At 67.9% G+C, this 24,953-nt stretch carries 21 protein-coding genes and 3 pseudogenes; 13 read left to right on the top strand and 11 right to left on the bottom strand.

Features of this window, described 5'->3' with window-relative positions; genetic code table 11:
- Positions 1 to 60: 60 nt before the first annotated feature.
- The 5 genes and pseudogenes from AB0I11_RS19640 to AB0I11_RS19620 form a co-directional block, all read right to left on the bottom strand.
- Positions 61 to 945, bottom strand: a complete 885-nt coding sequence (locus AB0I11_RS19640) for an aminoglycoside phosphotransferase family protein (protein ID WP_357322045.1) — start codon at positions 943 to 945, stop codon at positions 61 to 63.
- 253 nt (positions 946 to 1,198) lie between these two features.
- Complete coding sequence (locus tag AB0I11_RS19635; protein WP_357322042.1) at positions 1,199 to 1,993, bottom strand: MarR family winged helix-turn-helix transcriptional regulator; 795 nt, start codon at positions 1,991 to 1,993, stop codon at positions 1,199 to 1,201.
- 277 nt (positions 1,994 to 2,270) lie between these two features.
- Entirely contained in the window at positions 2,271 to 3,371 is a 1,101-nt protein-coding gene (locus AB0I11_RS19630; protein WP_357322039.1) for a beta-eliminating lyase-related protein, read from the bottom strand.
- Positions 3,372 to 3,513: 142 nt separating this feature from the next.
- Entirely contained in the window at positions 3,514 to 4,017 is a 504-nt protein-coding gene (locus tag AB0I11_RS19625) for a GNAT family N-acetyltransferase (protein WP_357322037.1), read from the bottom strand.
- 96 nt (positions 4,018 to 4,113) lie between these two features.
- A pseudogene (locus AB0I11_RS19620) lies at positions 4,114 to 4,257 on the bottom strand (DUF4240 domain-containing protein); the annotation flags it as partial.
- A 122-nt stretch (positions 4,258 to 4,379) separates the two neighbouring features.
- Between AB0I11_RS19620 and AB0I11_RS19615 the strand changes: the two are divergent.
- From AB0I11_RS19615 to AB0I11_RS19595, 5 genes and pseudogenes are all read left to right on the top strand, one after another.
- Positions 4,380 to 5,642, top strand: a complete 1,263-nt coding sequence (locus AB0I11_RS19615; RefSeq protein ID WP_357322034.1) for an FAD-dependent oxidoreductase — start codon at positions 4,380 to 4,382, stop codon at positions 5,640 to 5,642.
- Between the two features lie 129 nt (positions 5,643 to 5,771).
- The gene (locus AB0I11_RS19610) at positions 5,772 to 6,155 is read left to right on the top strand and encodes a DoxX family protein (protein WP_357322031.1); all 384 of its coding nucleotides are present in this window, start codon (positions 5,772 to 5,774) and stop codon (positions 6,153 to 6,155) included.
- 268 nt (positions 6,156 to 6,423) lie between these two features.
- Positions 6,424 to 7,317 carry an RNA polymerase sigma-70 factor gene (locus AB0I11_RS19605; RefSeq protein ID WP_357322028.1) on the top strand — a complete coding sequence of 298 codons (894 nt, stop codon included), beginning with the start codon at positions 6,424 to 6,426 and terminating at the stop codon, positions 7,315 to 7,317.
- Positions 7,318 to 7,688: 371 nt separating this feature from the next.
- Complete coding sequence (locus tag AB0I11_RS19600; protein ID WP_357322026.1) at positions 7,689 to 8,267, top strand: helix-turn-helix transcriptional regulator; 579 nt, start codon at positions 7,689 to 7,691, stop codon at positions 8,265 to 8,267.
- A gap of 691 nt (positions 8,268 to 8,958) precedes the next feature.
- A pseudogene (locus AB0I11_RS19595) lies at positions 8,959 to 9,321 on the top strand (helix-turn-helix transcriptional regulator); the annotation flags it as partial.
- Between the two features lie 460 nt (positions 9,322 to 9,781).
- Here the strand turns inward: AB0I11_RS19595 and AB0I11_RS19590 are convergent.
- Together AB0I11_RS19590 and AB0I11_RS19585 are read right to left on the bottom strand one after the other, a co-directional pair.
- Complete coding sequence (locus AB0I11_RS19590; RefSeq protein ID WP_357322023.1) at positions 9,782 to 10,714, bottom strand: glycoside hydrolase family 3 N-terminal domain-containing protein; 933 nt, start codon at positions 10,712 to 10,714, stop codon at positions 9,782 to 9,784.
- 765 nt (positions 10,715 to 11,479) lie between these two features.
- Positions 11,480 to 12,424, bottom strand: coding sequence for a hypothetical protein (locus AB0I11_RS19585; protein ID WP_357322020.1), 945 nt, complete (start codon positions 12,422 to 12,424; stop codon positions 11,480 to 11,482).
- A 1,106-nt stretch (positions 12,425 to 13,530) separates the two neighbouring features.
- Between AB0I11_RS19585 and AB0I11_RS19580 the strand changes: the two genes are divergently transcribed.
- Positions 13,531 to 14,322: a hypothetical protein gene (locus AB0I11_RS19580; protein WP_357322017.1), complete on the top strand. Its 792-nt coding sequence runs from the start codon at positions 13,531 to 13,533 to the stop codon at positions 14,320 to 14,322.
- 187 nt (positions 14,323 to 14,509) lie between these two features.
- Positions 14,510 to 15,025 carry an HAD domain-containing protein gene (locus AB0I11_RS19575; protein WP_357322187.1) on the top strand — a complete coding sequence of 172 codons (516 nt, stop codon included), beginning with the start codon at positions 14,510 to 14,512 and terminating at the stop codon, positions 15,023 to 15,025.
- Positions 15,026 to 15,084: 59 nt separating this feature from the next.
- Here the strand turns inward: AB0I11_RS19575 and AB0I11_RS19570 are convergent, their stop codons facing one another.
- Positions 15,085 to 15,609, bottom strand: coding sequence for a hypothetical protein (locus tag AB0I11_RS19570; protein ID WP_357322014.1), 525 nt, complete (start codon positions 15,607 to 15,609; stop codon positions 15,085 to 15,087).
- Positions 15,610 to 15,963: 354 nt separating this feature from the next.
- Between AB0I11_RS19570 and AB0I11_RS19565 the strand changes: the two genes are divergently transcribed.
- Positions 15,964 to 16,785: a hypothetical protein gene (locus AB0I11_RS19565; protein ID WP_357322012.1), complete on the top strand. Its 822-nt coding sequence runs from the start codon at positions 15,964 to 15,966 to the stop codon at positions 16,783 to 16,785.
- A gap of 482 nt (positions 16,786 to 17,267) precedes the next feature.
- Here the strand turns inward: AB0I11_RS19565 and AB0I11_RS19560 are convergent, their stop codons facing one another.
- Entirely contained in the window at positions 17,268 to 17,852 is a 585-nt protein-coding gene (locus tag AB0I11_RS19560; RefSeq protein ID WP_357322010.1) for a transglutaminase family protein, read from the bottom strand.
- A 169-nt stretch (positions 17,853 to 18,021) separates the two neighbouring features.
- Here AB0I11_RS19560 and AB0I11_RS19555 point away from each other — a divergent pair, with 169 nt between their 5' ends.
- A complete protein-coding gene (locus AB0I11_RS19555) occupies positions 18,022 to 18,513 on the top strand; it encodes a winged helix-turn-helix domain-containing protein (RefSeq protein ID WP_357322007.1) in 492 nt (163 codons plus the stop codon).
- Positions 18,492 to 19,097 carry a transposase gene (locus AB0I11_RS19550; RefSeq protein ID WP_357322004.1) on the top strand — a complete coding sequence of 202 codons (606 nt, stop codon included), beginning with the start codon at positions 18,492 to 18,494 and terminating at the stop codon, positions 19,095 to 19,097. Before AB0I11_RS19555 ends, AB0I11_RS19550 begins: the two co-directional genes overlap by 22 nt.
- A 412-nt stretch (positions 19,098 to 19,509) precedes the next feature.
- On the opposite strand, the gene AB0I11_RS19545 is transcribed toward AB0I11_RS19550, so the two are convergent.
- Positions 19,510 to 19,977, bottom strand: coding sequence for a hypothetical protein (locus tag AB0I11_RS19545; RefSeq protein WP_357322001.1), 468 nt, complete (start codon positions 19,975 to 19,977; stop codon positions 19,510 to 19,512).
- 993 nt (positions 19,978 to 20,970) lie between these two features.
- Between AB0I11_RS19545 and AB0I11_RS19540 the strand changes: the two genes are divergently transcribed.
- Positions 20,971 to 21,345 (top strand): hypothetical protein, encoded by a 375-nt coding sequence (locus tag AB0I11_RS19540; RefSeq protein ID WP_357321998.1) that lies wholly within the window; start codon positions 20,971 to 20,973, stop codon positions 21,343 to 21,345.
- A gap of 618 nt (positions 21,346 to 21,963) precedes the next feature.
- Here the strand turns inward: AB0I11_RS19540 and AB0I11_RS19535 are convergent.
- On the bottom strand, positions 21,964 to 22,668 hold the full coding sequence (locus tag AB0I11_RS19535; RefSeq protein WP_357321995.1) for a helix-turn-helix domain-containing protein: 705 nt from the start codon (positions 22,666 to 22,668) through the stop codon (positions 21,964 to 21,966).
- Positions 22,669 to 22,797: 129 nt separating this feature from the next.
- On the opposite strand from AB0I11_RS19535, the gene AB0I11_RS19530 reads away from it, so the two are divergent.
- The gene (locus AB0I11_RS19530) at positions 22,798 to 23,556 is read left to right on the top strand and encodes a DUF899 family protein (RefSeq protein WP_357321992.1); all 759 of its coding nucleotides are present in this window, start codon (positions 22,798 to 22,800) and stop codon (positions 23,554 to 23,556) included.
- Between the two features lie 719 nt (positions 23,557 to 24,275).
- A pseudogene (locus tag AB0I11_RS19525) lies at positions 24,276 to 24,938 on the top strand (low temperature requirement protein A); the annotation flags it as partial.
- Positions 24,939 to 24,953: the final 15 nt, after the last annotated feature.

Genomic DNA, 24,953 nt, shown 5'->3' with positions numbered 1-24,953 from the left:
GCCCGCGGGTACCCGGCGAAGATTGCCCGCCCACGCCGGTCGTGCCGCTCCCGGCGGTGGTCAGTCGTGGCGGTGGCGCACGATGTGGTCGAGGTGGCGGATCGTGTCGTCGCGGTCGTGCTCGCTGATCGAGTCCCACAGGTCGGCCAGCCAGTAGAGCGAGCCCGACAGCATCCAGCCCCAGCCGCGCACCCAGGTCGCCTCGTCGAATCCGAGTGCCTCCCGGTAGGCGGCCCGCGCGCGGGCGTCGAACAGGCTCCAGGCCGGCCGCACCTCGACCGCCGGATCGCCGCGGCCCAAGGCGCCGAAGTCGATCACGCCGACGAGCCGGCCCCGGTCGACCAGCAGGTTGCCGGCCAGGAGGTCACCGTGCAGCCACACCGGCGGTCCGGGCCACTCGTCGGCCGCCATCGCCTCGTCCCACGCCGCAGTGACCGCGCGCCCGTCGATGCGGTCGCCCAGCGCGGCGATCGACCGGCGGGTCAGCTCGTCCCGCCGCGCCAGCGGCACACCGCGCAGGATGCCCTCCTTGACCGGCCCGCCCATCGGCTCGATCGCGATCATCGCGCGCACGAAGCCGGCGAGGTCGACGGCGAGGTCCACGTGGTCCTGCCCGGCTTCCGGATTGCGCCCGTCCAGCCACGGGACGACCGTCCACGGCCACGGATAGTCGCCACCTGGTTGGCCGACCGCGACCGGCAGCGGCACCGGCACCGGCAGGTGCGGCGCCAGCCGCGGCAGCCAGGTCGCGTCGGTCGCCACCTGGTCGACCGCCCACGGCGCCCGTGGCAGCCGCGCCGTCAGGGAGGTACCCAGCCGGAACAGCGCGTTGTCGGTGCCGGTCACCGGCTGCGGCACGATCGGCAGGTCCGACCACTCGGGGAACTGCTCATCGATCAGGGCGCGGACTTGCTGGACCGTTACCACGATCTCCCCGGGTCGCATCGCGCGACGGTACGGCCGGTTCGACCAACCTGTCGATCGAATTCGGACCGGGGCCTCTTCACCGAATCGGACTCTCACCGACGAGGAGCAGGCCGAACGGCAGAATCGCGCCGTCGCGCCGGCGGCCGACTACCGCACGGAGCTGCTGATCCCTTGATACGGCGCTGCCGCTGGGAGCAGGGATCGTCGCCGTCCATGCGTTGCCGCAGGTGCCGGGTGAGCTGGTGTCGTGGCCGTCGCCTGATGCACCCGCTCAGTCGTCGACGGCCTGTACCGCGGCGGCGATCGGCTCGAGCCCCGCGACCAGCTCGTCGAGCTCGTCGGCGGTGAGCACGTCGTAGGCCGGCGCCGCCAGCTCGTCGGTGAGGGTCTCGATCCGCTCCCTGGTCTCCCGGCCGGCGTCGGTGAATCCGCCGGCGGCGCTCACGAGGCCGCGACCGCGCAGCCTTTCGACGACAGCGGTCAGCTGCGCCTTGGGCAGGTGGTGGATCCGGCCGAACTCCTCCGCCCGCATGCCGAGGGAGAGAGCGAGCAGGACGTGGGCCTCGGTGCCGCCGATGCCGTGGGCCAGGAGGGCCGCGTTGTGGCCGTCCCCGCGGTGCTCCCGCAGCAGCGTCGCCGCGTGCCAGAGCCTGGCCACCGGCTCCGCGGGCACGTCGAGCGCCCGGAGTCCTGCGTACAGTGCGCGGCCCTCAGTCGGCGCGCTGACCGCTGCTCGGGTGGCGAGGTCGGCGACCCGCACCAGATCGGGGGAGTCGGCGAGCTGCCCGATCATCTGCCGCAGCGCGGCGGCGCTGCCCCGCTCGCGTACCGCGATCGCCTCCTGCGGGGTGGTCTTCCCCCAGACCCATGGGATGTGGCGCGCCACCTCGCCGTCGGCGAAGTTGTAGAAGACCGCGTGCACCACCTCGGCCGGCGCCAGCCCCAGCGGTGCGGCCCGACCCGCGAAGTATCCGTCCCAGTAGTTGCGCATGCCGATGGCCAGGAACGCCTCGTTCGGCACCTCGGAGAAGGTGACGGTGGCGATCGGCTCGACGAGCTCGAACATGCGGTGGACCTTGGTCTGCGGGTGTGTCATCGGTGGAAACTCCTGTGGTCGTGACAGCGCCTTCGTGGACCGCCTCTCACCGTAGCTACGCACAACGCGGCCCGGATGCGACAACTCCGGTCGACATCAACCCAGCCAAGATCAAGGTCTCTCGCATGCCGAGATGAGGGCGTCACTACTGGGGCGTTCGCCAGCGGTTGACCGTAGGTGATCGAGGTGTTGGCCGCGGCGCGGATGCGCGAGTTCGCCGGGCACCGCTGTGGCAGGCGCCTGAAGGTCAATGGTCGACGACGCGGCCGAGGAAGCGCTCACCAATTTCGGCGATGTCGTCGGTGGTCCACTTGAGGGCGGGCGCGACGACGGTGACCTCCGTCATCGCCATACCCGGCACCGCTGCTTCCTGCCAGCCGGCGACAAACCACACCTTCTCCTCCTCGGCGAGTGCCAGCGCAGCGTCGTTCAGTGCCTGCGCCGAGTGGGGCAGCCAGAGACGGAATCGATGGGTATGCGGAGGTTCTGGATACACCCGCGCGCCGGGAAGCGCGGTGAGCGCCGCAGCGACTGTTCGTGCGTGGCGCACATACTCGGGGATGCGCGGCAGCTCCCTGTTCAGACCGGCGAGTGCGCTCAGAGCGGCGGGCCACTGCTGGAACACCTCGCCGCCGTAGCGGTGCCGCCAGATGCGGGCGTAGGAGGCGAGCGCCGTGGTGCCCACGAGCGCCGCTCCGCTGATACCGCCGATCGTCTTGTAGAACGAGACGTAGGTGCTGTCGGCGAGGCTGGCGATCTCGCTGAGGGTGTGCGCCAGGTGTGGGGTGGATTCCCAGATTCGGGCGCCGTCGAAATGTACGCGGGCGCCGATGGCGCGCGCCGCGGCGGATGCGGCGGTGAGTTCGTCCCAGGAGGGGAGGACGAAGCCGGCGTCGCGCAGCGGGAGTTCCATGACGACGGTGCTCACCGGTTCGGCGAGCGCGGTGATCTCCTCGGCGGTGGCGTTGCGGGGCGCGGTGGTCGGCCACGTACTGCGTAGGCCGCTCAGGTAGGCATAGGCATGCCGTTCGTCCACCTCCAGGTGGCCGAGCGGGTGCAGAGCGACCGTCGGGTGGCCGGTGCGGTCGGCGCCATAGCGCAGCGCGACCTGCTGGGCCATCGTGCCGGTGGGGAAGAAGACGGCGGCCTCGGTTCCCAGTAGTTCTGCCACGCGTTCTTCCAGCGTGGTCACCGGACCGTCGCCGTAGAAGTCGGGCTGACCATCCAGATCACCGCCTGCGTCCATGTCCGCGAGCCGATCCCTCATGGTCGCGGGCCGGATGCCGGAAAGGATTCGGTCGCAGGCGCGCAGCGCGGCAAGCCGACGATGCCTTGTGTTGTGGAACATCGGCGGATCCTCGCAGGTCAGCGCAATAGGGGCCAATCGGTTTTCCGGCGGCAGGCGATCAGCGTCGCGCGCTCAATTGCCGCGAGCAGCGCGCGTCATTCCGCCGCGTGCCAGACTGCCGAAGGAGCCAATGGCACATTGATCAGCCGGAACGGGAGAACTGGGTCATCTGGGCAACGGCAGTGAAGCCCAATCGCCGGTAGAGGGGGATGCCTGGCCCGCTTGCGTCGAGGCTGGCCCGTGTAGCTCCCGACTCCGCCGCGGAGCGCAACGCGGCCGCAGTCATCGACAGCCCCACGCCGCGGCGGCGCCAGCCGGGATCGGTGTTGACGAAGAACACGAACGCCTCCGAACAGAACGTCCGCGAACCGCTCGTACCTCGCACCATGCCGTCGTCGTCGACCGCCGCGAAGAGCCGGGGACCCTCCGGCAGCGACCTCAGGTACGTGACGAGCGCCGCGGTCGACACCTCACCCGCTGGCGCCGCTCGTCCGGCGGCCGCAACTGCATCCGTCAACGGCACCCCGTCCCGCACGTCCTCGGGGACGCGGCACACCGGGCGCAGCGCCAGGCCACTCGGCAGCGAGGGCTCCGGCACGCTACGAAGGTCGTGGCACACATCCCCGTGACCGCCTTCGGCGTCCACGTCCGGTCCCGGCGGAGGAGCTCGGCGCACCGACCGGCCGCGTCGTGGATCCTGACCGTGCCGGCCGAGGCCAGCGGCAGCACAGCAGACCAGCCACGGTAGGAAGTACCAGACGCCGTCACCGGAGCACAGGCCGGACATGATCCGATAGCCGGCGGCCCACACCGTCCACGTCTCGGCCCGGCGGCGCGCGGCGGTCAAGGCAATGTCGAACTCCACGATCTCGGCCGGCTTCCGAGCCGCGAGCCGAAGAGTCGTGCCGCGGTGCGGGAGTGCTACACCGCCCCCGCGGTGGCCGCCGCCGAAGCCCCCGCGAAGCGTTCGCCTCGGCGGAACTCCGCCTGTTCAGCCCGGCCTGCGCAGTGGCCTGGCTCACACGATGTCAGCGCGATCGGCCACTCGGTGTCTTGAGGCCGAACCCTTGGATCGGAGGAAGCGCTATGCCTGGGAACATCGATGTGGTCGTGGTCGGCGGCGGGTACGCCGGGGTCATTTCGGCCAATCGCTTGACGCAGCGCGGCGACGTGGCTGTGACGTTGATCAATCCGCGCCGGACGTTTGTCGAGCGGATCCGCCTGCACCAGGTGGTGGGCGGGTCCGATGACGCGGTCGTCGACTACCGAGAGGTCCTGGCCGAGGGCGTCCGGCTGGTGGTCGACACGGTGACCCGGATCGACGCGGCCGAGCGCTGCGTGACGCTGGCGGACGGCGGCACGGTCGGCTACGACTACCTGATCTACGCGGTGGGCAGCGCCAGCGCCGCTCCGGGCGTGCCCGGAGCGGCCGAGTTCGCCCACCCGATTGCCAGCTTGGAGGAGGCGCAGCGGCTGCGGCTGGTCCTCGACGGTCTCCCTGGTATGGCCTCGGTGACGGTGGTGGGAGCCGGTCCGACCGGCATCGAGGCCGCCGCCGAGCTGGCAGAGGCCGGCCGTACGGTGACCCTGGTCTGCGGCGGGCCGCTCGGCCCGTACCTGCATCCTCGGGCGCGACGCTCGGTTGCCAGGCGGCTGGCCAAGCTCGGGGTGACCGTGGTGGACGGGCCCGACACGAAGGTGACGACCGTGACTCGCGATGCCGTGCAGCTCGTGGACGGCCGCGAGTTGCCGAGCACGGTGACCGTCTGGACCGCCGGGTTCGGTGTGCCGGACCTGGCCGCGCGCAGCGGACTGCGCACCGACGCCCTGGGCCGCCTGCTCACCGATGAGACGTTGACCAGCGTCGACGACATGCGCATCGTCGCGGCCGGGGACTCGGCGGCACCGTCGGACCTGCCGTTCCGGATGAGCTGCCAGGCCGCGACGAGGATCGGCGCGCACGCCGCCGACACGGTGCTGGCCCGGATCAGGGGTGAGCAGCCGGTGCCCATCAACCTGGGGTTCTTCGGCCAGTGCATGAGTTTGGGGCGGCGCGCCGGAATCTTCCAGTTCGCCGCCAGGGACGACACCGCGAACGGCTTGTACATCGGCGGCGGCCCGGGCGCGAAGCTCAAGGAGTTCGTCTGCAAGCACACCGTGCAGCACCTGACGAACGAGGCACGCAAGCCCGGCTCGCTCACCTGGGTCAAGGATGACAAGCGCCAGGAGTTGCTGCGGGCCAAGCGCGACGAGGCGCCGATTCGCCGCTAACGGACAGCCTGCGCCAACCATCGATGATCCCAGCTCAAGCGGTTACCAGCTACCACGGGTGTCCCGGTGGAGCTCCGTCCGTGCCGGATGGGTTTCGAGGCACCCGAGTCAGAGGTAAGGACAAACCGGATGAATCTCGCGCTGTGGATCGCTGCCGGATTGCTGGCAGCGGTCTCCCTGACCGGCGGCATCACCAAGACGCTCGTACCCAAGGAGAAACTAGCTGCGTTGAAAGGCGGGGAATGGACCGGACATGCCAGCAGGGGCTTCATCAGGACCATCGGGGTTCTCGAGCTCCTGGGCGCGGTGGGCCTGACCCTGCCCGCCGTTCTCGACATCGCGCCGTTCATGGTGCCGGTGACCGCCGTCTGCTGGGTTCTGCTCATGGTCGGCGCGACGATCATCCACGTCCGCCTGGGCCAGCCCCGGCTGGTAGTGGTGAACCTGGGCTACGTTGCGCTCGCGGCCTTCATCGCATGGGGCCGCTTCGGCCTTGAGCCGTTCACCGGCTGACGAAGATGTGCCGATGGCGAGGTAACGCCGTGTTGGCGCCGCGGTCCCGACCGGCCGGCGCCCCGGCAGCGGCTCCGGCCGGGCTGACCCGACCGGTCGCGGCCAGCCCGTATCCGGCAGACCCTGGATCGGGTACGCGCGCGGCGTCGCCGGTCCTGCCAAAACCAGCACCTCGGCAGCAACACAGCCAGCAGCGCCACCGTGCGGATCACGCAGGGCCGAAGGTCTCCGGCGACCAGGGCCGCCCGCGACAGAGAAGGGCCACGACATGAGCCACGTCACCGACCCGGCGACGGACACCTTCGTCACTTACCGCAACCTGCTCTTCACCATCGCGTACGAGATGCTCGGATCGGCGGCCGACGCCGAAGACGTCCTCCAGGAGACCTGGCTGCGGTGGATCAAGGTGGACGCGAAGAACGTGCGCGACCAGCGCGCCTACCTGATCCGGATCACGACCCGGCAGTCGCTCAACCGGCTGCGTGCCGCGAAACGCCGCAAGGAGGCCTACGTCGGCCCTTGGCTGCCCGATCCATTGCTCACCGCGCCGGACGTGGCCGAGGACGTAGAGCTCGCCGAGAGCGTGTCCATCGGGCTCATGATCGTCCTAGAGACGTTGTCGCCGACGGAACGCGTCGTCTTCGTGCTACGCGAGGCTTTCGATGTCAGCTACGACGAGATCGCCGCCGCCGTCGGCAAGAGCCCTTCGGCCGTCCACCAGATCGCGCACCGCGCCCGCCAGCACGTCGACGCCCGCCGCCCTCGTCAGGTGGTCTCCCCGAGCGAGACTCGGGCGGCTCTGAGAGCGTTCCAGCGCGCGGTCGAAGGCCGGGACCTGCAGGGGCTGCTCGACGTGCTTGCTCCTGACGTAGTCCTGGTGGGCGACGGAGGCGGCGTCAAGCAGGCCGCCCTCCGGCCGGTCATCGGCGCCGAGAAGGCGGTTCGGATGCTCTTCGGTGGTCTGGGCAAGGTCGACGGCACGCTCACCGCTGAACCGACCGTGGTCAACGGCAATCCAGCGCTCCTCGTGCGCCTCGACGGCGAGATTGACGGCATCATGGCGGCCCGTGTCGAGGACGCCCGCATCACCGGCCTCTACTACGTCCGCAATCCGGAGAAGCTGACCCGCGTCGAATCCGAGACCCCGCTGACCCGGCGATGAATTGAGTTGCCCGGTAGCGTCACCGTTCCGTGGGCGACGGCAGGAACCGACGTCTCCTGGTCGGAGTTGCGCGCCCGCACCTACGCGCACACCCTGACCGTGCTGCCACCCATCGGCGACCGGCCACGACCAAACCTGGAGCACATGATCTTGCATAGGCTGATCCTTACCGCTGCGATATGCACCTTCGCCACGGCCGCGTCACTGTGACCACCACTGCGAGCGCCAGCACGAGTGCACGCTCATGCCGCAAACACGGCGCTACGTAGATTGATGGCAGACCCGCTGTTCGGCTTCCGCTGTGGACCCGCAGGTCCACCGATGGCTACGCTCTGACGGTGAGTCCGGCAGACCGTCCGCTAAGTCCCGCGGTGATCGAGGCGTTGACGTACTGGCCAGGAATTGTTCACCAGGTGGCGCCGACGCCGGTGGATCTCGCGGTCCTGCCGACGTGGTTTAACGAGCTGCTTGACGAGTGGCCCTGGTGGGACCGCGCCTGGCGGGTGACCCGGGTCGAGCCCGCCCATCCGTGTGAGATCGCCCGGGACGAACCGCGTGCCGTTTCGAGGTTCACCGAGGTGACCGTGCCTGGCACGGTCAGCCGTGGCGCCGGGGACACGTTGCCGCTGTCCGCGCGGGTCCGGTTCAGCGATGACCTGCTGATCCGGTTCCAGGCGAAGGTGGGCGACGTCGTCATCGGGCCGGGATCCGCCGCGGCGGGCGTGCCGGAGCGGCACCCTTTCGGTTCGGTGCTCGGCACGCTGATGGACCTGCGCGGGATCTCGGTCAGGGAGATGGCCGTACGGTGCGGCCGGTCGATGTCAACGATCAACATGGTGCGCAGCGGCGGTTGGAATCCACACCGGATTCTGGTCGCGGAACTGGCCGAGGCACTGGACATGTCCGAGGAGGATCTGCTGGCCATCGCCGGGCTTGCCGTTCATCCCTGATGTGTTGGATCGCATCCAGTCGCGCCGAGAGCCATGCGTTCGGCTATCGTGCCGAGGCAGCAGTCCCGGGCTCAGTGCGGCCGCCCCCGGCAACCGGAGTTCACGACATGCCGGAGCCAGCGTCCGCGGCCGGTGACGAGAACTGGTCGGGTGGTTCTCTGAACTGGCCATCGAGTCGGGTACTCCAAACGACCCAGGCCTACAGCAGGCGCTCTCCGCCCTCTGGCAAGTCGCCGTCATCGAGGGCTGCTACGGCGGTCTCGACTTTGACGAGCAGGTTCCCTGCACGGTCGCGTCCTTGAGGATAACCGGCCATCGTCGAGGCACGGATGCCCTGTCGACTGGCCACCGCGTGGTCTGCGGATGCGTGTCCCTGGGCGAAGACGATGAACCGGTCTGGCTCAAGCCGGGCCCAGGGGCGCGGCTGTCGACAGCAACGGTGACGGCAACAGCCCGGGGCGAGGACGCCGGCGGTCGTCGGGCGCGCACAGTCGCCCGAGCCCACGGTTGCGGACGGACGCGTCCAGACGGAGCGCCCAGAACTTCGGTGAGAGGCCCAGGCATCTTCTGGCGGGTGTGGAGGGTGACGCGCGTCAGGCGAAGGGTTCTGGGGCGGCAGTCAGCCCGGTAGCGTTGGCGCCACGGTGGCCCGGGTGTCGATGGTGCATCCCGCGCTACGAGGAGGTTCGGGGTGGATTCCTTGCCGGAGTTGACTTTCGGGCAGCGGCTGAAGGTCTACCGGGAGCGGTCCGGGAAGACTCGTGCGGTGCTCGGCGGCTTGGTGGGCCGCAGCGCCGAGTGGGTCAAGGCGGTGGAGACCGACCGGATCCTGCCGCCGCGCATTCACATGCTGGATCGCATCGCGCGTGCCCTCAAGGTCGAGGTGGCTGCCCTGGCCGGGGAGTTGAGCGACCGCTCTGCCGTGTTCAACGGGCCGGAGCACCCTGCGCTGCCGTCGGTCCGGGACGCCGTGAACCGCTTCGTACTTTCCGACGAGGCTTCCGCGGAGTCGTTGTCGAGCCTGAGGGAGCGGCTGACGGTGGCGTGGCGGGCAGCTGGCTCCGTACCCGTGCTGGCAGGTGGAGGGTTCATTGTCCGCCTCGCCTGCCCATCGTCGTCTGCCGTGGTGGTTCCGGTTTACGAGCCTTGAACCGAGCGATGGGCTTGGTGGTGGTGCGGGGCACTTCGGTGAGGAGCTGGTTGCCGGCGTGGACGCGGAAGGTGGTGTCGGCGGCTTCGACGGTGAGAGTTGGGGTTCTGCTGCACCGACACGTGACATTCGAGATGGCTTGCCCCGCGGGCGGCTGGAAGGATGTTGCTGACCGGTCGCGCTCGAATTGCGCGCCGCCAAGAGAGCGCTCGACCCGTCCTGGATCCTCGGCCCCGGCGGCCTTCTCGGTCCGCCGGCTGTCTTGGGCGCCGGCCTCCGTGACGCCTGACTTGGGGTGCTTGGGTCGTTCGCGGGCCGGTTGGGGGAGAGCGGAGCCGCGTTGGACGGCCGCCTTACTAGACAGTCAGTGGAGACGGGCCCGCAGGTCGGCGATCCGATCCGTCGTGGCGATGAAGCTGGCGGTGTCGAGCTGGCCCCCGGTCTGGGCGTTGACTAGGGCGGCGGTGGCGGCTTCGCCCTGGCTGACGTCACGGGCGGAGCACAGGATGAGGTCCATGCCGGCGGTCGCGGCGGCGACCGCGCGTTGGCCGGTGCTGCCGTAATGAGCCAGCGCGCCGGCTTCCAGGGCGTCGGTGACGGTCACCCCGGTGAACCCGATGCGGCCGCGCAGTTCCTGCCCGACCACTGTCGGCGACAGGCCGGCTGGGCGGTTCGGGTCCAGCGCCGGGTAGATGGCCCAGGACACCATGACGAGGTCGACGCCGCTGGCGACGGCGGCTGAGTACGGGAACTCGTCGGTGCTGCGCAACGTGGCCAGCGACTGGGACAGGGTGAGCGGCCCGGTGTCGGTGTTCTGTCCCTTTGCCGCCCGTCCCAGTCCGGGAAAGTGCTTGGCGGTGGCGGCCACGCCGCTGCGCTGCTGGGCGGTGATGAACGCCCGCCCCAAAGTCGCGACGGTGCCGGGGTTAGCACTGTAGGAGCGCTGGTACTGGTCGATGAAGTTGCCGGCAGTGGAGTAGACGTCGAGAACCGGCGCGAGGTTGACGTTCATGCCCACGTCGGCGAGGGTGCGGCCGGCTCCGGTGCCCGCCGCGGCCGCCGCGGCGACCGGATCGGCGGACTGGCCGATCCGCTTCGCCGACAGCGCGGGCGCCCCCGGCAGCCGCCGGATCAGGCCACCCTCCTGGTCGACCATCAGCAGCAGCGGCAGGTGGACCGGGCTTTGCGCCTGGGCTCGTCGTAACTGGGCGATCACCGAACTGATCTGGGCGGTGCCGGCGATGTTCTCCCCGAAGAAGATCACCCCGGCGGCCTCACCGGCGCGGATGATCCTCAACAGGCTCGCCGGTGGTGTCAACCCAGGATAGGAGTAGATGATCCGCTGCCCGGCCAGTTGCCACTTGGTCAGGCTGGCCGACTTGCTCGGCGCCGGAACGGACGGTCCCGGCGCCGGTGACGTGCCCGGGGCCTCCGTGGGCGGCTGCGCGGTCGATGTGGACGGCGTGGCCAGCCGGCCGCCACCCCACCCACCGAGCGTGGACCAGCTGGAGCGTGCCGCATCAGGGGTGGACGGCCCGGGCGTCGGTGGGTGTGAGGACTGGCAGGCGACCATGGCGAGGCTGAGAGCCGCGGCCGCCAGAACGATGCGAACCTTCCCCGCTGGGTACATGATCACCTCCGCGTTGCCCGCACCGATCCCGGTGCGCAGGACGGAACCCAACGATCAGTCGACGGCGACCGGCCTGCGGTGGCCCCACCTCATCCGCCAGCCACGATCGAGGGTGCATCCCCTCCGGCGGCGATCGGCAGCGCTGCGTCTGCCGGTATGCGTGCCTCCCTGTGTCACCGGACGCCGTGCGTGGCGGCTCTATCAGCAGTATGTGCGGGAGATTCGTCGGTGACTAGTCGCCCACATCCCCCTACAGGGCCATTCGGTTAGGCCTTCGCCCAGGACGGCACGTCGGGCGACCTGCTGGGACTGCGCTCGGTTGCCACCATGACGGCGCTATGGCTGACCGGGTCCCTCGTCGCGGGAACGATTCTCGGAAAGCTTGGCCACATCGTGCGAGTCGGCAAAGCCTCGACCTGCGCCGAGCCTTTGCTATCGGGTGAGGAGATCGCAGCGATCGCTGTCGATCGTGGCGAGCCTCACGCACACGTGGGCTGCCCGTTGCTCCAGCCGGGCTTGCACTTCGCGCACCAGTTGCAGGGCCTGGGCGACGTTCTGCTGGGCTTGCTTGATCCGGTCTCGTACCGCGAGGTCGGTGAAGATGTTGTCGAACCAGACGTCGACGAACCGGGTCAGGCCGCCGACTGCCAGCTGCGGGGCGGTCAGCGCCATCCCAGGGACCTCGGCGAGTTCGGTTCGCAGTACGGCGAGGCAACGGTCGGCGCGGGCTGCGGCCTCTGCCGCCTCGTCCAATCGGGAGTGTTTGATCGTGCTGCTGATCGCGCCGCCGCCGAAGAACGTGTCGTAGGTCGACCAGCCGGATGCGCTGTCGAGCTTGTCCCGTACCTGAGTCAGGGCCTGCCACGCGGTGCGTGCGGCCTGCTTGGCCTCGGTCAACTCGTGCATCTCAGCGGTGAGCCGTCCTCGCTCGTCGGCCAACTCCAGCAGCCGCGCCCGGCGCGGGTCGCCGGACTCGTTCAGGTGTCGCTCCTTGGCATCGAGTACTGCGGCATAGTTGCTCGGCGCTGCGGCGAGCTGGCCCAGCCGTGCCTGTGCTGCGCGGTGCTCCTGTCGTAGCGCCTCAAGCCGGCTCTCCGCCTCGGCTACCCGGTAGCGTGCGGCGTCGGCCTCCGCACGTTCACGCGCCAGCGCGTCATCACGGGCGCCGCGTAACGAGGCCAGCACCCGGGTCAGGGAGAGGCCCTCCAACCGCTCGACGTCCTCCTGCTCGCGGGCGTGCCGTGCGCGCAGCGCGGCGAGCTGCGTGGTCAGCTCGTCTGCTCGGCGGTGCAGATCCGCACTGCGCCGGGTGGTCACCTCGTACTCACGGAGCGCCTCGGCGGCCGAGGTCAGCCGTTGTTCGATGTCGTCAGCCACGCCACCCATTTGACAATGACGGTGCAAGGGCACCGTCGGCAGCCGACGAGGCAGCTGTGCCGCGCCGGGCCGGATCCCCGTCTCCCGCGGTCGGGCAACGCGCCTAAGAACGTCCGGACATGCCGCTGACAAGGCGCGGCATTCCTGAGCACGTCCAGTCGACGACCGGGCCGTCGGAGCGGGACGGGAGCGACTGGGCCTAACCGCCGCTGACCGGGCGTCGGCTTCGCCAGTGCCGCTCGGGCAAGCGGCCAGGATCTCTAACGATCGACCTGCAAGACGTTCCGTCTCAGCGTGGCCGCAGCAGCCGCCTGAGCCCTGGATCGGGGAGCAGGTTGGGAGCAGCAGGGTGCACTGAACGGCCCTCAACCGCACCGAACGGCACCGGACGGCACGCAACTGCACCCACCACGACCTGCAAGTTCTCGCTTTCGCAGGTCAGAGTCGGTGCGGCGTCCTGCTTCAGACGGAGTGCTCAGTGGCTCTGGGTAGCAGTCGACAGCAATTTATGTCGCCTGGTAGGAGAGTATGCGCAGGTCAAGGCGGTAAGGAGCCGCCGAGGGGTCGGGCGTTGCAAGTGGGAGCAGGTTGGGTGCAGGTTCGCGAGGTGGTCACCGCGCCCGAAGTGCTCACCGACACCGGATAGGGACGAGGGCTTTGACCTGCGGTGCTGCGGTCGAGCAGTGCGGCGTGACCTGCCAGAGAACACCGAAGTGGTCACGCGTCGCAGCTCCCCGCCTGACTGGTGTTGGCTGTCGTCTCAAGGCTGCATCGCTACGGATGGCCGGTAGCAGACAAGTAGCAGGTAGCAGCAGAGGCGGCGGAGCGGGCGGTAGTGCTGTCCCTGAAAACGGGGACCCCGCACATGGCGCTGGCCGCCTCAGAACAATAGACGCCTGACCAGGTGCGCAACCCCTCGACCGGCCACCTGCGACCTCCCCGCAATTCGAGGGCCAGCGCGGGCCATCCGTGGGCCAGCGACCGCGGCGCCACCTCGGGCAGGAGACGCATCCGGGCAGGTCGCCGCTCCGGACGAAGGGGGTGTCTGTCGGTCTGCTCGCGGTCCGGCATGCTGAGGGCGGGACCCGGCTGAAACGATCAGCGGCATGACCACCTTCCGTCTGTTCAGACAGACGAATCGCTCGTCGCGGTTCGCTCAGGTCAGCGTCGAGGTAGCGGCGTCGAGCCGGCGCGAGGTGGAGGTGACCGCCACCGCTGCCGACGAACACCGGCGTGAGGCGGAGTTGGGTGCTTGGTGGGCTCTGCGTCACCTTCCCGCGGCGGTGAAGGTGACCGTGACCGACGTGGTCGTCAATGAGATCGACACGAGCGTGGGTGACGTCTATGAGGCCACCGCGCATGCCGTGTGGGAGGCGCTGCGCGTCGAGAACGCGGTGCCGTACGTGGGCTTCAGCGATCCCGAGATGGTCGCGTCGTGGCTGACGAGCATGTGCGGCCGACGGCTCGACGCCGTGACGGAGGCCCGGCACTGGCATGAGGGACGGCGCGAGCCGGACGCCGAGAGCTTGCTGCACGCTTGGCTGTTCTTCGAATACGCCGTGCCGGTCGGTCTGCACGGCTGCGGTGACCATCTCATACTCGCCAAGGACGACCCCGGCGGCTTCTACGACATGGGCGAGTACGGGGAGACCAGGGTCGGCCCGGCACAGGAGCCTGACGTGCTGTCCAGGTTCATCGGGGCCCGGCTCACCGACGGCGCCGTGATCCTCGGCCACGACGGCGACGCGGTTTGCGCTGGTCTCGTGCTGCGGTTCGAGAACGGCGACCTCGTTATCGGCGCGCTCTACGACGAGTGGGTCCTCGCCGTCGGCTCGGTGCCGTCGGCCGCCGCTCGCCACTGGGCTGTGCAACCGTTCGTGCGCGGCGGCTTCCGGTAGCGATTACTTCTTCACCTCTCGTGGGGCCGGCTGCGCGTGGCGGTCTGCCGCTGATACGGCGCGCCGTTCGAGCGCTGCCACGTGCCGTCGCGGACGTCGCTCGGTCCAGCATCCGGACCTGCCGAGGGGAAGTGCATGCGCGTCACTCGGCCCCGATGGGTCACGATACGGTTCGAGCGTGCCCGGCATGGACAACCGCCCCGTAATCTTCCTCGATGTGGATGGGCCGCTGATCCCGTTCAAAGCCCGGCCGGTTAGCCGCGAGCGTTTCGTGGACAGCGCCGTCGTGCAGCCGCTGAACGGTACTGGCAATCCTCTGCTGGACTGGCTTGACCCAGGTGACGGGCGTCGGCTCTTGGCGCTGGGATGCCAGTTGGTCTGGGCGACGACCTGGATGGCGGAGGCGAACGAGGTCATCTCGCCACGGCTCGGGTTTGCAGACCTGCCCGTCGTCGAGTGTCCGGACGGCGACGAGGATCCAGAGCGCGGTCTGCACTGGAAGACCGTCTGCCTTACCCAGTGGGCAGCGGGACGTCCATTCGTCTGGCTTGACGACGAGACGACTGATGCTGACCGGCGATGGGTCGCAGCACACCACCCGGGGCGAGCGTTGCTGCACCGTGTTGAGCCATATGTGGGCCTGACCGAAGCGGATTTCTCGGCGGTCCGTCGTTGGCTCGGGCAGGGTGACGGCGCCGCTTGATCAAATATGTTCCGCGCGGCGAATCGCGCATTGGTCTGCCGAGATGAGTGTGTCGGGAGTCAAACGGTGGACAGCCGTTTCGCAGCGGTCCGCCGGATCCTTTTCGTTCTGCCGAACCTCGCCAGGTGATCGAGGGTGCGCGACGCCGTGGACGTCTCTGCAAGCCTGATCTGAAGCCAGTCGGTCCAGGTCGACAGCGTCTCGCGGCTGAGTTCCGGAACGGCGCCCTGGACCCGCAGGATGTCCGCTTCTCGCGCGCGCCGGCAGGCGTACTGCCGGTCGCTTTCGTTGCGTGCCAATCCGATCCACTGCTCGCGCTGGGGCACCTCGACCCACTCCATCATCTGGGTCACCACGGCGGCGACCAGCACGTCGTCCGGGTCGAGGAAGAGTGCGGCGAGTAAGCTGCGATGGCAAGCGTCATTGCAAATCGCACCCTGATAGAGCGACCACCGCTGATGTTCGTCGCTATCGTCCGCGGGGGGCGCTATATCGAGACACTGGGCGAGGGCCTGAAGATGCGCGTCCGAACGGTCGCCGGCCGGGGATGCTTCACTGTCCCCATCGCGGTTCACCGACACCACAACCTCACCTGACGCACCTCTCCGTGTGCCTTCACCCGAGCAGGGTAGGCGAGGGCATCAGTCCTCGTGCCATTCATTCTCGCGATGGCCCCGCATGCCGCCGCTCGGGGGCATCCGGTGACAGCACCGCGGCCGTCGCCGTGCTCCCGAGCCCGTGGGACTGGCATGGCTCGAGGTGGGTCAGTCGATGACCCAGGACGCGAGGTGAGCGCCGCAGCGCAGGCATTGAAACAGGTACGCCGTCGGGCCGCTGAGGTGGGCGCTTGAGACACCCGGAGTCTTCCACCCGGCCGGACCAGGCTCCAAGATCTCTGATGGGCAAGCGTGGGAGGTGGGCTTTGGCATGCTGGCCGGATGGCAGATGTAGTCGTCCGCGGCGTGGCCTGGCCGTATCCCGGCAACCGGTTCCCGCGGCACCTCGGGGTGGTGGTCCAGCGCACTGTGCTCGACGGCACGGAGCCGGCCAGATCGGTAGTCCATGATGCTGAGGGTGACTGGCTGGTTTCCGACGGTGTGAACGATCCGAACGGCAATGCCGTCCTGGTCTGCATGGAGCATCTGGTCGCGGTGGACGGCACGATCGCCGGACTGGCCGTGATGCCACCGGGCACCGAGGTCTGGCGGCCCAATGCGGGCGAGCCGTGGCGCTTACAGCAGCACACCTACGCCGACGCGTTGGCCCTCACCCGGTACCAGTGGATCCGTTATCTGATGCCGCGAGCATTGCTGCATGCTTTTGCCGCAGCGGAGCTTACGAGGAACAGAGAGTTGATTGTGCGGAGGCCTGAGGCTGGACGGTCCGAGATGCCGGGCAGCGTCTTGCTGGTGAGTTGGTTGCTGGTTCTGATTCAGCTTGTTCTGGTTAGTCAGCTTCCCGGGGAGTCGACCGGACTGCTGTATCACGACGAATCCACCGCTGCTGCTGTCTGCTTCCTGTATCCGCCTACCCTGGTGGCGTTGATCCTCATTGGACTTGTGGTGGTGGGTGCACTGGTCTGGCCGCCGCTGTTGGTTGCCGATGCCGTCGCTAACCGGTGGGCCGGTCCCGCGTTTGGGAGGTGCGTCAAGCTGGCTGTGCTGATTACCGTCACAGCCGTTCTCGACACTGCTGCATGTGCTGCCTCCATTTCATCCGACACGATCCTGTCCGTTCGCTGGATGTGTGGGTCTGGCTGACCGTCTTCGCTGCTCTGCCGCTGACAGCAGGGACGGGCCTGCTCTGCAGGACCATCACGAAACAGTCCTCCACCAGCCTTCGCTGAAGCGTCTCGGCGACTGGTCGGCGACTGGTCGGCGGGGCAGGCCGAGCGGAACCGCCAGTGCGTCTCCTGTCCGAGGATGATCGTCCGCGACCCTGGCGGACACCGCGTCGATCTTCGGTGGTCGCCATGCCGCTGACCCGTCTTCGCCTGTTCCGTACCGCCGGCGCCGCCGCCGGTCTCGCCGGCCTCGGCACCGGCGACATCGTCTGGTCGACGCGGAGAAGCTGCCCGGCAAGTCGATGCTCAACTCCGCGCTCGGTCGGTGCGACACCCGCCCGCCGGACGCGCCGCGCGCCCCGATCCCGACGACTCCGCTTCACGGGCCGGCGACGTTCGCTCATGCCGAGAAGAGTGTGTGGCTGCGAATTGCCCGTGGCTGGCATTCGCTGTCCCGGCTCAGGGTGTAGCGGGTAGCCCGGCGCGGCACAGTTCTAGAGCGTCTCGAGCACCGCGCAGGGCTGCGATCACGTTGGGGGAGGGCCGCACGTGCACTTCAGGAAAGTCGACGCCGGCTGATCCGTTGGTGATCGGGTAGGCCAGTTGCTCACGCTCGAGCCGGAATTGGGCGTCGATGCCGGTGCGGTTGCCGCGCGGGTCCTGGCGATGCCAGCGGCCCGCGAGGTATACGGCAACGAGGCCGTGCAGGAAGGGCCCTCGCCCGTCGGTCAGCTGCTGGTAGCACAATCCGGCCGGAACGCCGGCGGCCCGGGCCACGGCCACCAGCAGGTGCGACTTGGCATAGCAGAGGCCGACGCCGGCGCTGAGCACCTCGCCAGCGGTGACGGTGATCCGTGGATCCTGGGCGTCCACGGAGTGCCGGATCCGGTCACGAACCCATGCGAAGGCGGTCCGCATGAAGTCGACGTCGTCCGGATGCGCCGCGCGTAGTTCATCAGCTAACGCCCGCACTGCCGGATGATCCACCTCGACGACCATGTCGCCGCCCAGGTACTCCATCGGCTCGCCCGCGACCAGTTGCATAGGTGTCCCCTTCCCCGCCGCTTGTCGGATCGAGGCTGCTCCATCGCACCATGACCCATCGCGTTACGGTAACGGCGCTATTTCACGCAGCCACGCTTACAGATCTTGAATGGCCAGGTTCGTCCGATGTGGTCTGTGTGATGGCTTGGGGTTGGGGTAGGTCGATGGGATGAGGTATCCCGATGGAGGTGGGTTGTCCGCGCGGGGGCGGGCGAAGCGTGAGGCGGTACGGCGGGAGGCGGCCGGGTGGTTCGCCGAGGATGTGTCGGTGCCGGAGATCGCGCGTCGGTTGCGGGTGTCGCAGACCGCGGTGTATGGGTGGCGTAAGCGGTGGCGGGCTGGTGGTGAGCAGGCTCTGGCCTCGAAGGGGCCGGGTGGGTCTCGGTGTCGGCTGGATGAGGGCCGGTTGCGGCGGCTGGCCGATGCCCTGGAGCAGGGGCCGGCGGCGCACGGGTTCGGTAGTGATCAGCGGTGGACCCTGGCCCGGGTGTCGGACCTGATCGCCCGCATGTTCCACACCCGGTACACGCTGCGCGGGACGGCGAACATCATGTACCGGTTGGGCTGGTCGGTGCAGGTTCCCAAGCACCGTGCGGTCGAGCGGGACGAAGCCGCGATCATCACCTGGCGGCGGGAGACGTGGCCGGCGGGAAAACGGTAGCGGCGCAGCGGCAGGCGTGGCTGGTCTTCGAGGACGAGGCCGGTCAGACGCTGCGCCCACCGAAAGCGCGGACTTGGGGACGACGCGGGCACACCCCCGTGGTCCCGGTGTCGGGCAAGGGCTCCGGCCGCGTCTCGATCGCCGGGCTGACCTGTTACCGGCCCGGACAACGGTCCCGGCTGATCTACCGCACGATCACCCATCGCGGCCGCAAGAACGAACGCCGCAGCTTCAGCGAGCGCGACTACATCGCCCTGCTCGACGCCGCCCACCAACAGCTCGACGGCCCGATCGTGTGCATCTGGGACAACCTGAACACCCACGTCTCCGCCGCCATGCGGCAGATGATCGACGCCCGAGACTGGCTGACCGTCATCCGGCTACCCGCCTACGCCCCGGAACTGAACCCGACCGAGGCCGTCTGGTCCCACCTCAAACGCAGCATCGGCAACCTCGCCGTCACCGGCGTCGACCATCTCCTCGCGATCATCAAGAACCGACTCAAGAGCATCCAGTACCACACCGACCTACTCGACGGCTTCCTCGCTCACACCGGCCTGACACTCGAACCCGACACAACCTGACCATTCAAGATCTGTAGCCCTGTCACCCTCATTCCCGGACACGGCTGCGGCAACGCGCACGGATCTGCCGCTGATAGGGCGCGGCATACCTGAGCATGTCGGGTTGACAACAGGGCCGTGGCCTTGCAAGTGGGAGCAGATTGGGTGCAGGTTGGCGAAGTGGTCACCGCACCCGAAGGGCTCACCGGCACTGGACCGAGCCGAGGGCTTTGACCTGCGGTGATGCGGTCGAGCGGTCCGTCGTGACCTCTCAGAGAAGACAGGAGAGGTGGCGTTCGTCCCCGTCTCCTGAGGCTCCTCGTGCTGGCTGAGAATTTTGTTCGGAGGCCGATCCAGCTAGCCAGGAAGAGGCGCCGGGGTCTCCTTGCCCTGCCTGGTCACAAACCTGGGGCGGTTAATCGGCGGGTCGGGTTTAGTCGACGCGCAGGCTCACCAGCGCGCCGGTCAGTTCCTGCTCGGCGTACTGGCGGGTATCTCGGTCGGCGACCATGACCAGGTGGGCGTCCTGCCCGGTCGGCACGCCAAGGACGGAGAACCAGAATCGGCAGGTGCCGTCCGTGAGCGCGCGGGGGTCGGTGAGCTGACCGGTGGCCAGCCCGCCCGTGGTCGTGATGAGCACCGGGGCACCGTTGATGACGTCGGCGTGGGCTCCGGTGCCGGCGCAGCCGCCGCGGTCGTCCCGGGCGAAGGATGCGGTGTTGCCGAGGACCACCGCGCCGGAAACCACGAAGGTGCTGGTGGCTGGGCGGCTCGTCGCGGCGGGGGTGGGCGGTCGGCTGTTGTTGAGGAACATGGCGAGTGCGAGGGCGAGGCCCGCAGCGCCGCCGACCCACATCCAGACCGAACGTCGTGAGGTCGCCTCCGGGTGCAACGGCTGCATGGGATCCTTTGCGCGCTCAGGCCTGCCGGTGTCCGGCGGGACGGTCCGGGGGAGTGTCGTCGAAGATCGCCTATCTTCGCAACCCCTGCGGGGGAGAGTGAAGACGGGGGACAATCACAAGCGGTCACTCTTGGTCTAGCCAGATCAATTATCGGCCTTCGGCACTCCGCTGCGGATGCATGGATTAATCGAAGTCACCATCGACCGGGTGCTGGGTGCCTGGTGCCCGAACGTCATTTGCGCCCGGGCACCAGGACCTGACGTATCACGTTATCCGATGACCTTCACCGCCGTGGTGCTCCAGCGATCTGATCCGCCAGACGGTTCAGCGTGGACGTCCTCGCAGGAATACTCAGGGACGTGATGGGACCGTGTATGAATGGGACTTCGGGAAACCCATTGGTGAGAAGAGTGGGACTCAGGGAGGTGGGGAGGCGCAGCAAGTGCGGGTTGTCGTAAACCCGGATGGTACGCTGCGTACGGCACATCCGTTCTAGCGCCACATTGAACGATAGCCTGTGAAGTGCCCTTCTCGGGGAGCTTCTCAGGCAGACCGACGCGCCGGGCCGAAATTGAGCGTGACGCGTTGGGCTTGGCGATGACACAGACCCGGGTTTGGGTTTGTGTCATCGCTTCCTGCGGACCGATTTCGTCGGCAACCCCTCCCATCGACGGTGACCATGTCACTGTCCGTAGCATTGATATTGCGTTGCGGATAGCTGCTGATCCGGAGGTCCGCAGCGCGCCGGCGCGGAACGGAAACACCTGTCTGTGATGAAACGCCCTGCAAAAGTGATGCCGCCGCATCTGCGATCGAGGTCTGGCTCCGCCGTCCAATCTAAGATCAGTCAGTGGAATTCTGTGTTGGAAGCATCAAGAGAGGCGCTAGGAGCTGACTTGCTGGCTATCGATTTCGTGATCTTGCCCTTGGACAGGTCGGTATCCCCCCTTTGGCGACCTGGCGACAAGATCGACCTAGGGGCGGTTGCTGAGATGGATCTGAGGTACGAATATTTCTGGAGCCGGATCGAGTTCGATGTAGACGGATTCGATCTTGGTGCCCGATGGGGCAGCATGCCTCTGCTCGACTTTGCCGCCTCAATCAAAAAAGTTCCGGATGCGTTAGATCGGTATGGTGAAGCGGAATTCGACTTTACTGAAAACACGGCCGTTATCTCCTTCGTGCGGCGCGGCGAGTCGGTCGAGGTGAGAGACTCGACATCAGAAGTGGCCTATGAGATTGGAATGAACGAATTGGTGGACGCTGTCAACGTGTTTCTGGGCACGATGGCTACCAGGCTGATGGCGGCCCACCCGGGCATCGCGAAGAACAAGTTCTTCAAAGGGCTGACATCGATGGATTCTTGACTTCGCCACCCTTTGATGAGCATGACCTGCCGCCTCGACTCGGACCTGCCGATGGTGCTGAGGTTAACCCGGAAGGTCACAATTCGGCATTCGAGCAGGGTAAACCGCTACCGGCAATCGCGTGCCGAGATTGGGGGAGCAGGTTGGGAGCAGACGCATGCAATGAACGGCGTTGGACAGCGTCCAACGGCACTGAACGGCATCCAACTGCACCCACTACGACCTGCAAGTTCTCGTTTTCGCAGGTCAGAGTCGGTGCGGCGTCCTGCTTCACACCGAAGAGGTCACTGGTTCGACCCCAGTATCGCCCACCTATACAATCTGGACATTTCGTTCGAGGTGAGGTCTGGCTCGTTGAGCTGGGCCTTGCCTTGTTCCTGGTTGCGTTTGCGGGGTATACGCAAGGTTTGTCCGCTTGGCCCGGCGCGAACCGCCAGCCGATGATGGTCGCGGTGGCTCCCAGCGGCATCGGCGTCAGCTCGGCGTGACAGTGTGTAGCGCGGGCATCGCGGCTATCAGTGCACGTGACCTTGGTCGACGCCGGACCAGAGTGTCGACCAAACAGGGCGGGCCGGATCTGCCGGGGCAATAGGTCACCTTTCGGGCAGTCTCTGGCGGCTATCCGCCCGCCCCCCTTGGCCCGGGGTTGCCGTTTGAGCTTTGACCTGTGGCGCCCGGGACTCGCGCGCCCGCGACGAGACGGCGTACGACCTCGCGATCACCGATGATGGCGGCACCGGCAGCTACGAGCCCGGCGAGGTCGTCGCTGCCGAAGGCGGCGAGGAGGGTGTCCGTCGTGGTGATCAGGACGGCGTCCGGCTCTTCGGGTGGCTCGTGGGTGACCTCGGCGCCGTCCGGTGTGAGGCGGACGCCGAACACCCCGGCAGGGCCGTGGTCGCGTAGTTCGATCCGGAGCGTCACCTCGGGCTGCTGCGGCGTCGGCATGAAGAAGGTGCGGATGGTCAGCATGGCGCTGTCCGCGCTCACGAAGAGCTGTTCCGCGCTCGGCGGGGCGGCCAGCGCCCAGGTGCCGAGCGCGACGACGATCGGCTCGAGGCCGCGACCCCACGTGGTCAGCTCGTAGACCCGCACGTTGCCTGGCGGAGGCAGCTGCCGACGGCGTACGACGCCCGCGTTGGCCAGCTCGCGCAACCGGTCGGACAGCGCGTTCGGGCTGGCGGTCGGGAGCGCCTGCTGGAGGTCGGTGAACCGTTTCGGTCCGAGCAGCAGCTCGCGCACCACGAGCAGCGACCACCGCTCACCCACGATGTCGAGGCCGCGCGCGACGCCGCACGCCTGCCGATAACCCCGCTGAGTCGGCACCGAAAACCTCCCTACGCCTTGTCTGGAACCGCGCCGCCCGTTCGTCACACTGGTGAGTTCAAGAATTCTTACTTGCTCGATCCTAGCAGTCACTATTACGCTCATAGCGACTGACTCGAGGAGGAGCCCATGACCACCCCAGCGACACCCCCGATCACCGACCGCGAGACCTGGCAGAAGCAACTCGACGAACTCCGGCTCCGCGAGAAGGCGCACACCCGTGAGGGCGACGCCATCGCCGCGGCCCGCCGGCGGCTGCCGATGGTCGAGGTCGATTCGACCACCCCCCTGGTCGGCGCCGACGGCCCGGTGCCCCTGCTCGACGTCTTCGAGGGCAGGACCCAGCTGTTCGCGTCGTACCACATGTGGCACACGGGCAGGCCGGCCGCCGACCAGTGCGAGGGCTGCACGTTCTTCACCGGCCAGGTGCTCGAGTTGTCCTACCTGCACTCGCGCGACGTCACCTTCGCGGTCTTCTGCCAGGGGCCGTTCGAGGAGACGAAGCGCTATCGCGACTTCATGGGCTGGCAGGCGCCCTGGTACTCGGTGCCCGAGCAGTCGCTCGACTCCCTCGTCGCCGGGCGCGCGTTCGGGATGAAGGCGTGCTACCTGCGCCAGGGCGACCGGGTGTTCGAGACCTACTGGACCACCGGGCGGGGCGTCGAGGCGATGGCGCCGTCGTACGGCCTGCTCGACATGACCGTCTACGGCCGCCAGGAGGACTGGGAGGACTCGCCGGAAGGGTGGCCGCAGCGCTTCCGGACCGACGGCGACCAGTTCCGCCTCGACGGCCGGCCAACCTCGCAGTGGTCGCGCCTTGCCGCCGGCCGTGACGACGACCTGGGCGCCACGGCACCCACGGGCAGCGACCACCAGTGCTGCCACTGACGTTCGGCGCCTGCCGGAGGTTCCGCCACCGTTCGTGGGGCCGATGATCGGCATTGCCCCTCTCCGATGGCTGCTGACAGTGGCGTTCGGAGGGGCGGCCGCCTTTCACCTGCTCCGGTGCCTTCGCCCACCCGCTGCGTGGCTCTGTCCGGTGGCGGAGCATCGACTCTCCGAGATGTTGCACCTGGTCATGGGCCTATCGATGATCGCGATGATCTGGCCGTGGGGCGCGGCGGTCCCGGCAGCACGGGGTCGGGATCAGTCATGTTCTACTCCGAGGAGCTAAGGAGCGACCCTCTACGTCGCTCACCTAGATGAGCTGAACGAACACTCCTCGGCGTGTGGGCGTGTCTCACGTTCGTTCGCGAAACTTGCTCATTCAAAAGGACTGTTCAGGATGGGATTCCCACAGTCGATTGTGAAGCCCTCAGTAGTGGTAGACGCCATCCGCTGATGCAGAAGACGAGTAGCCACACGAGTAGCCAAGGCGGTGTATCCCGACGGACCGGGCCCGTACGGCGTCGATCATGCCATCGCACGAGCGCCTGTCGGGCGTCCTGGGTCGAGAGCGAACGAGCTAGGTGCCCCCAAACGCAGAGGGATCTTGCGCGGGTGTCGTCCGGTGTCTGGTTCACGCCAGCCTTATCACTGTCACCCGCCGGTCGAGGGAGCCGGCCAAATCGGTGCGCGCAGGATGATCAGCACGAGACCATGGCCGGGTGGAGCAGCCATCGGTGCCGGTGCAGGCCGGGGGCATCCTGCGCGGCGAGGAGGACGCCCGGCAGGCCAGCTTCCTGGAGTTGTTCTTTGACCTGGTGCTGGTCTTCGCTCTGATCGGGGTCGTCACCCGACTGGTGCCGGAGCTACTCGCCGAGGAGCCGGACTGGCGCTCTTTGGTGTTCACGGGCATTCTGGCCCTGCCGCTGATCTACTTGTGGGCGACCACCGCCTACATCACCAGCCGGTTCGACTGCCGTAACCGTTGGATTCAGCTGTTGGTCCTACTCAGCGCGTTCGGCTTGCTAATCATGGCGGCAGCCCTGCCGCGCGCGACCCACGCACGGGGCGCCACCTTCGCCGTCGTGTACGTGTTGCTGCACGTCGGACGCCCCTTGCTGCTTCGGCCGCTGTTGCGAGATTACGGGGAGATACAGGCGCTCTACACCCGCATGGCCATCTGGTTCAGTGTGTCCGGAGTAGTCTGGCTCGCTGGCGCGGTGATGCACGGAACCGCGCGGGGCGTTCTGTGGTTGATCGCCATCACGGTGGACCTAGTTGCGGGGCGGCGGAACTGGCCGATACCCGGCATGCGCCGACCATCTATAAGCCCATGGGGAATGGTCAGCAGCAGACATCTCCCCGAGCGCCACGAGCAACTGTTGCTGATCGCGCTTCGG

This window comes from Micromonospora sp. NPDC050495 (genome assembly GCF_040655175.1).
In the GTDB taxonomy this organism is placed as follows: domain Bacteria; phylum Actinomycetota; class Actinomycetes; order Mycobacteriales; family Micromonosporaceae; genus Micromonospora.
The sequence above is the reverse complement of the archived record's forward strand: the minus strand, read 5'-3'. Positions and strand labels throughout refer to the sequence as shown.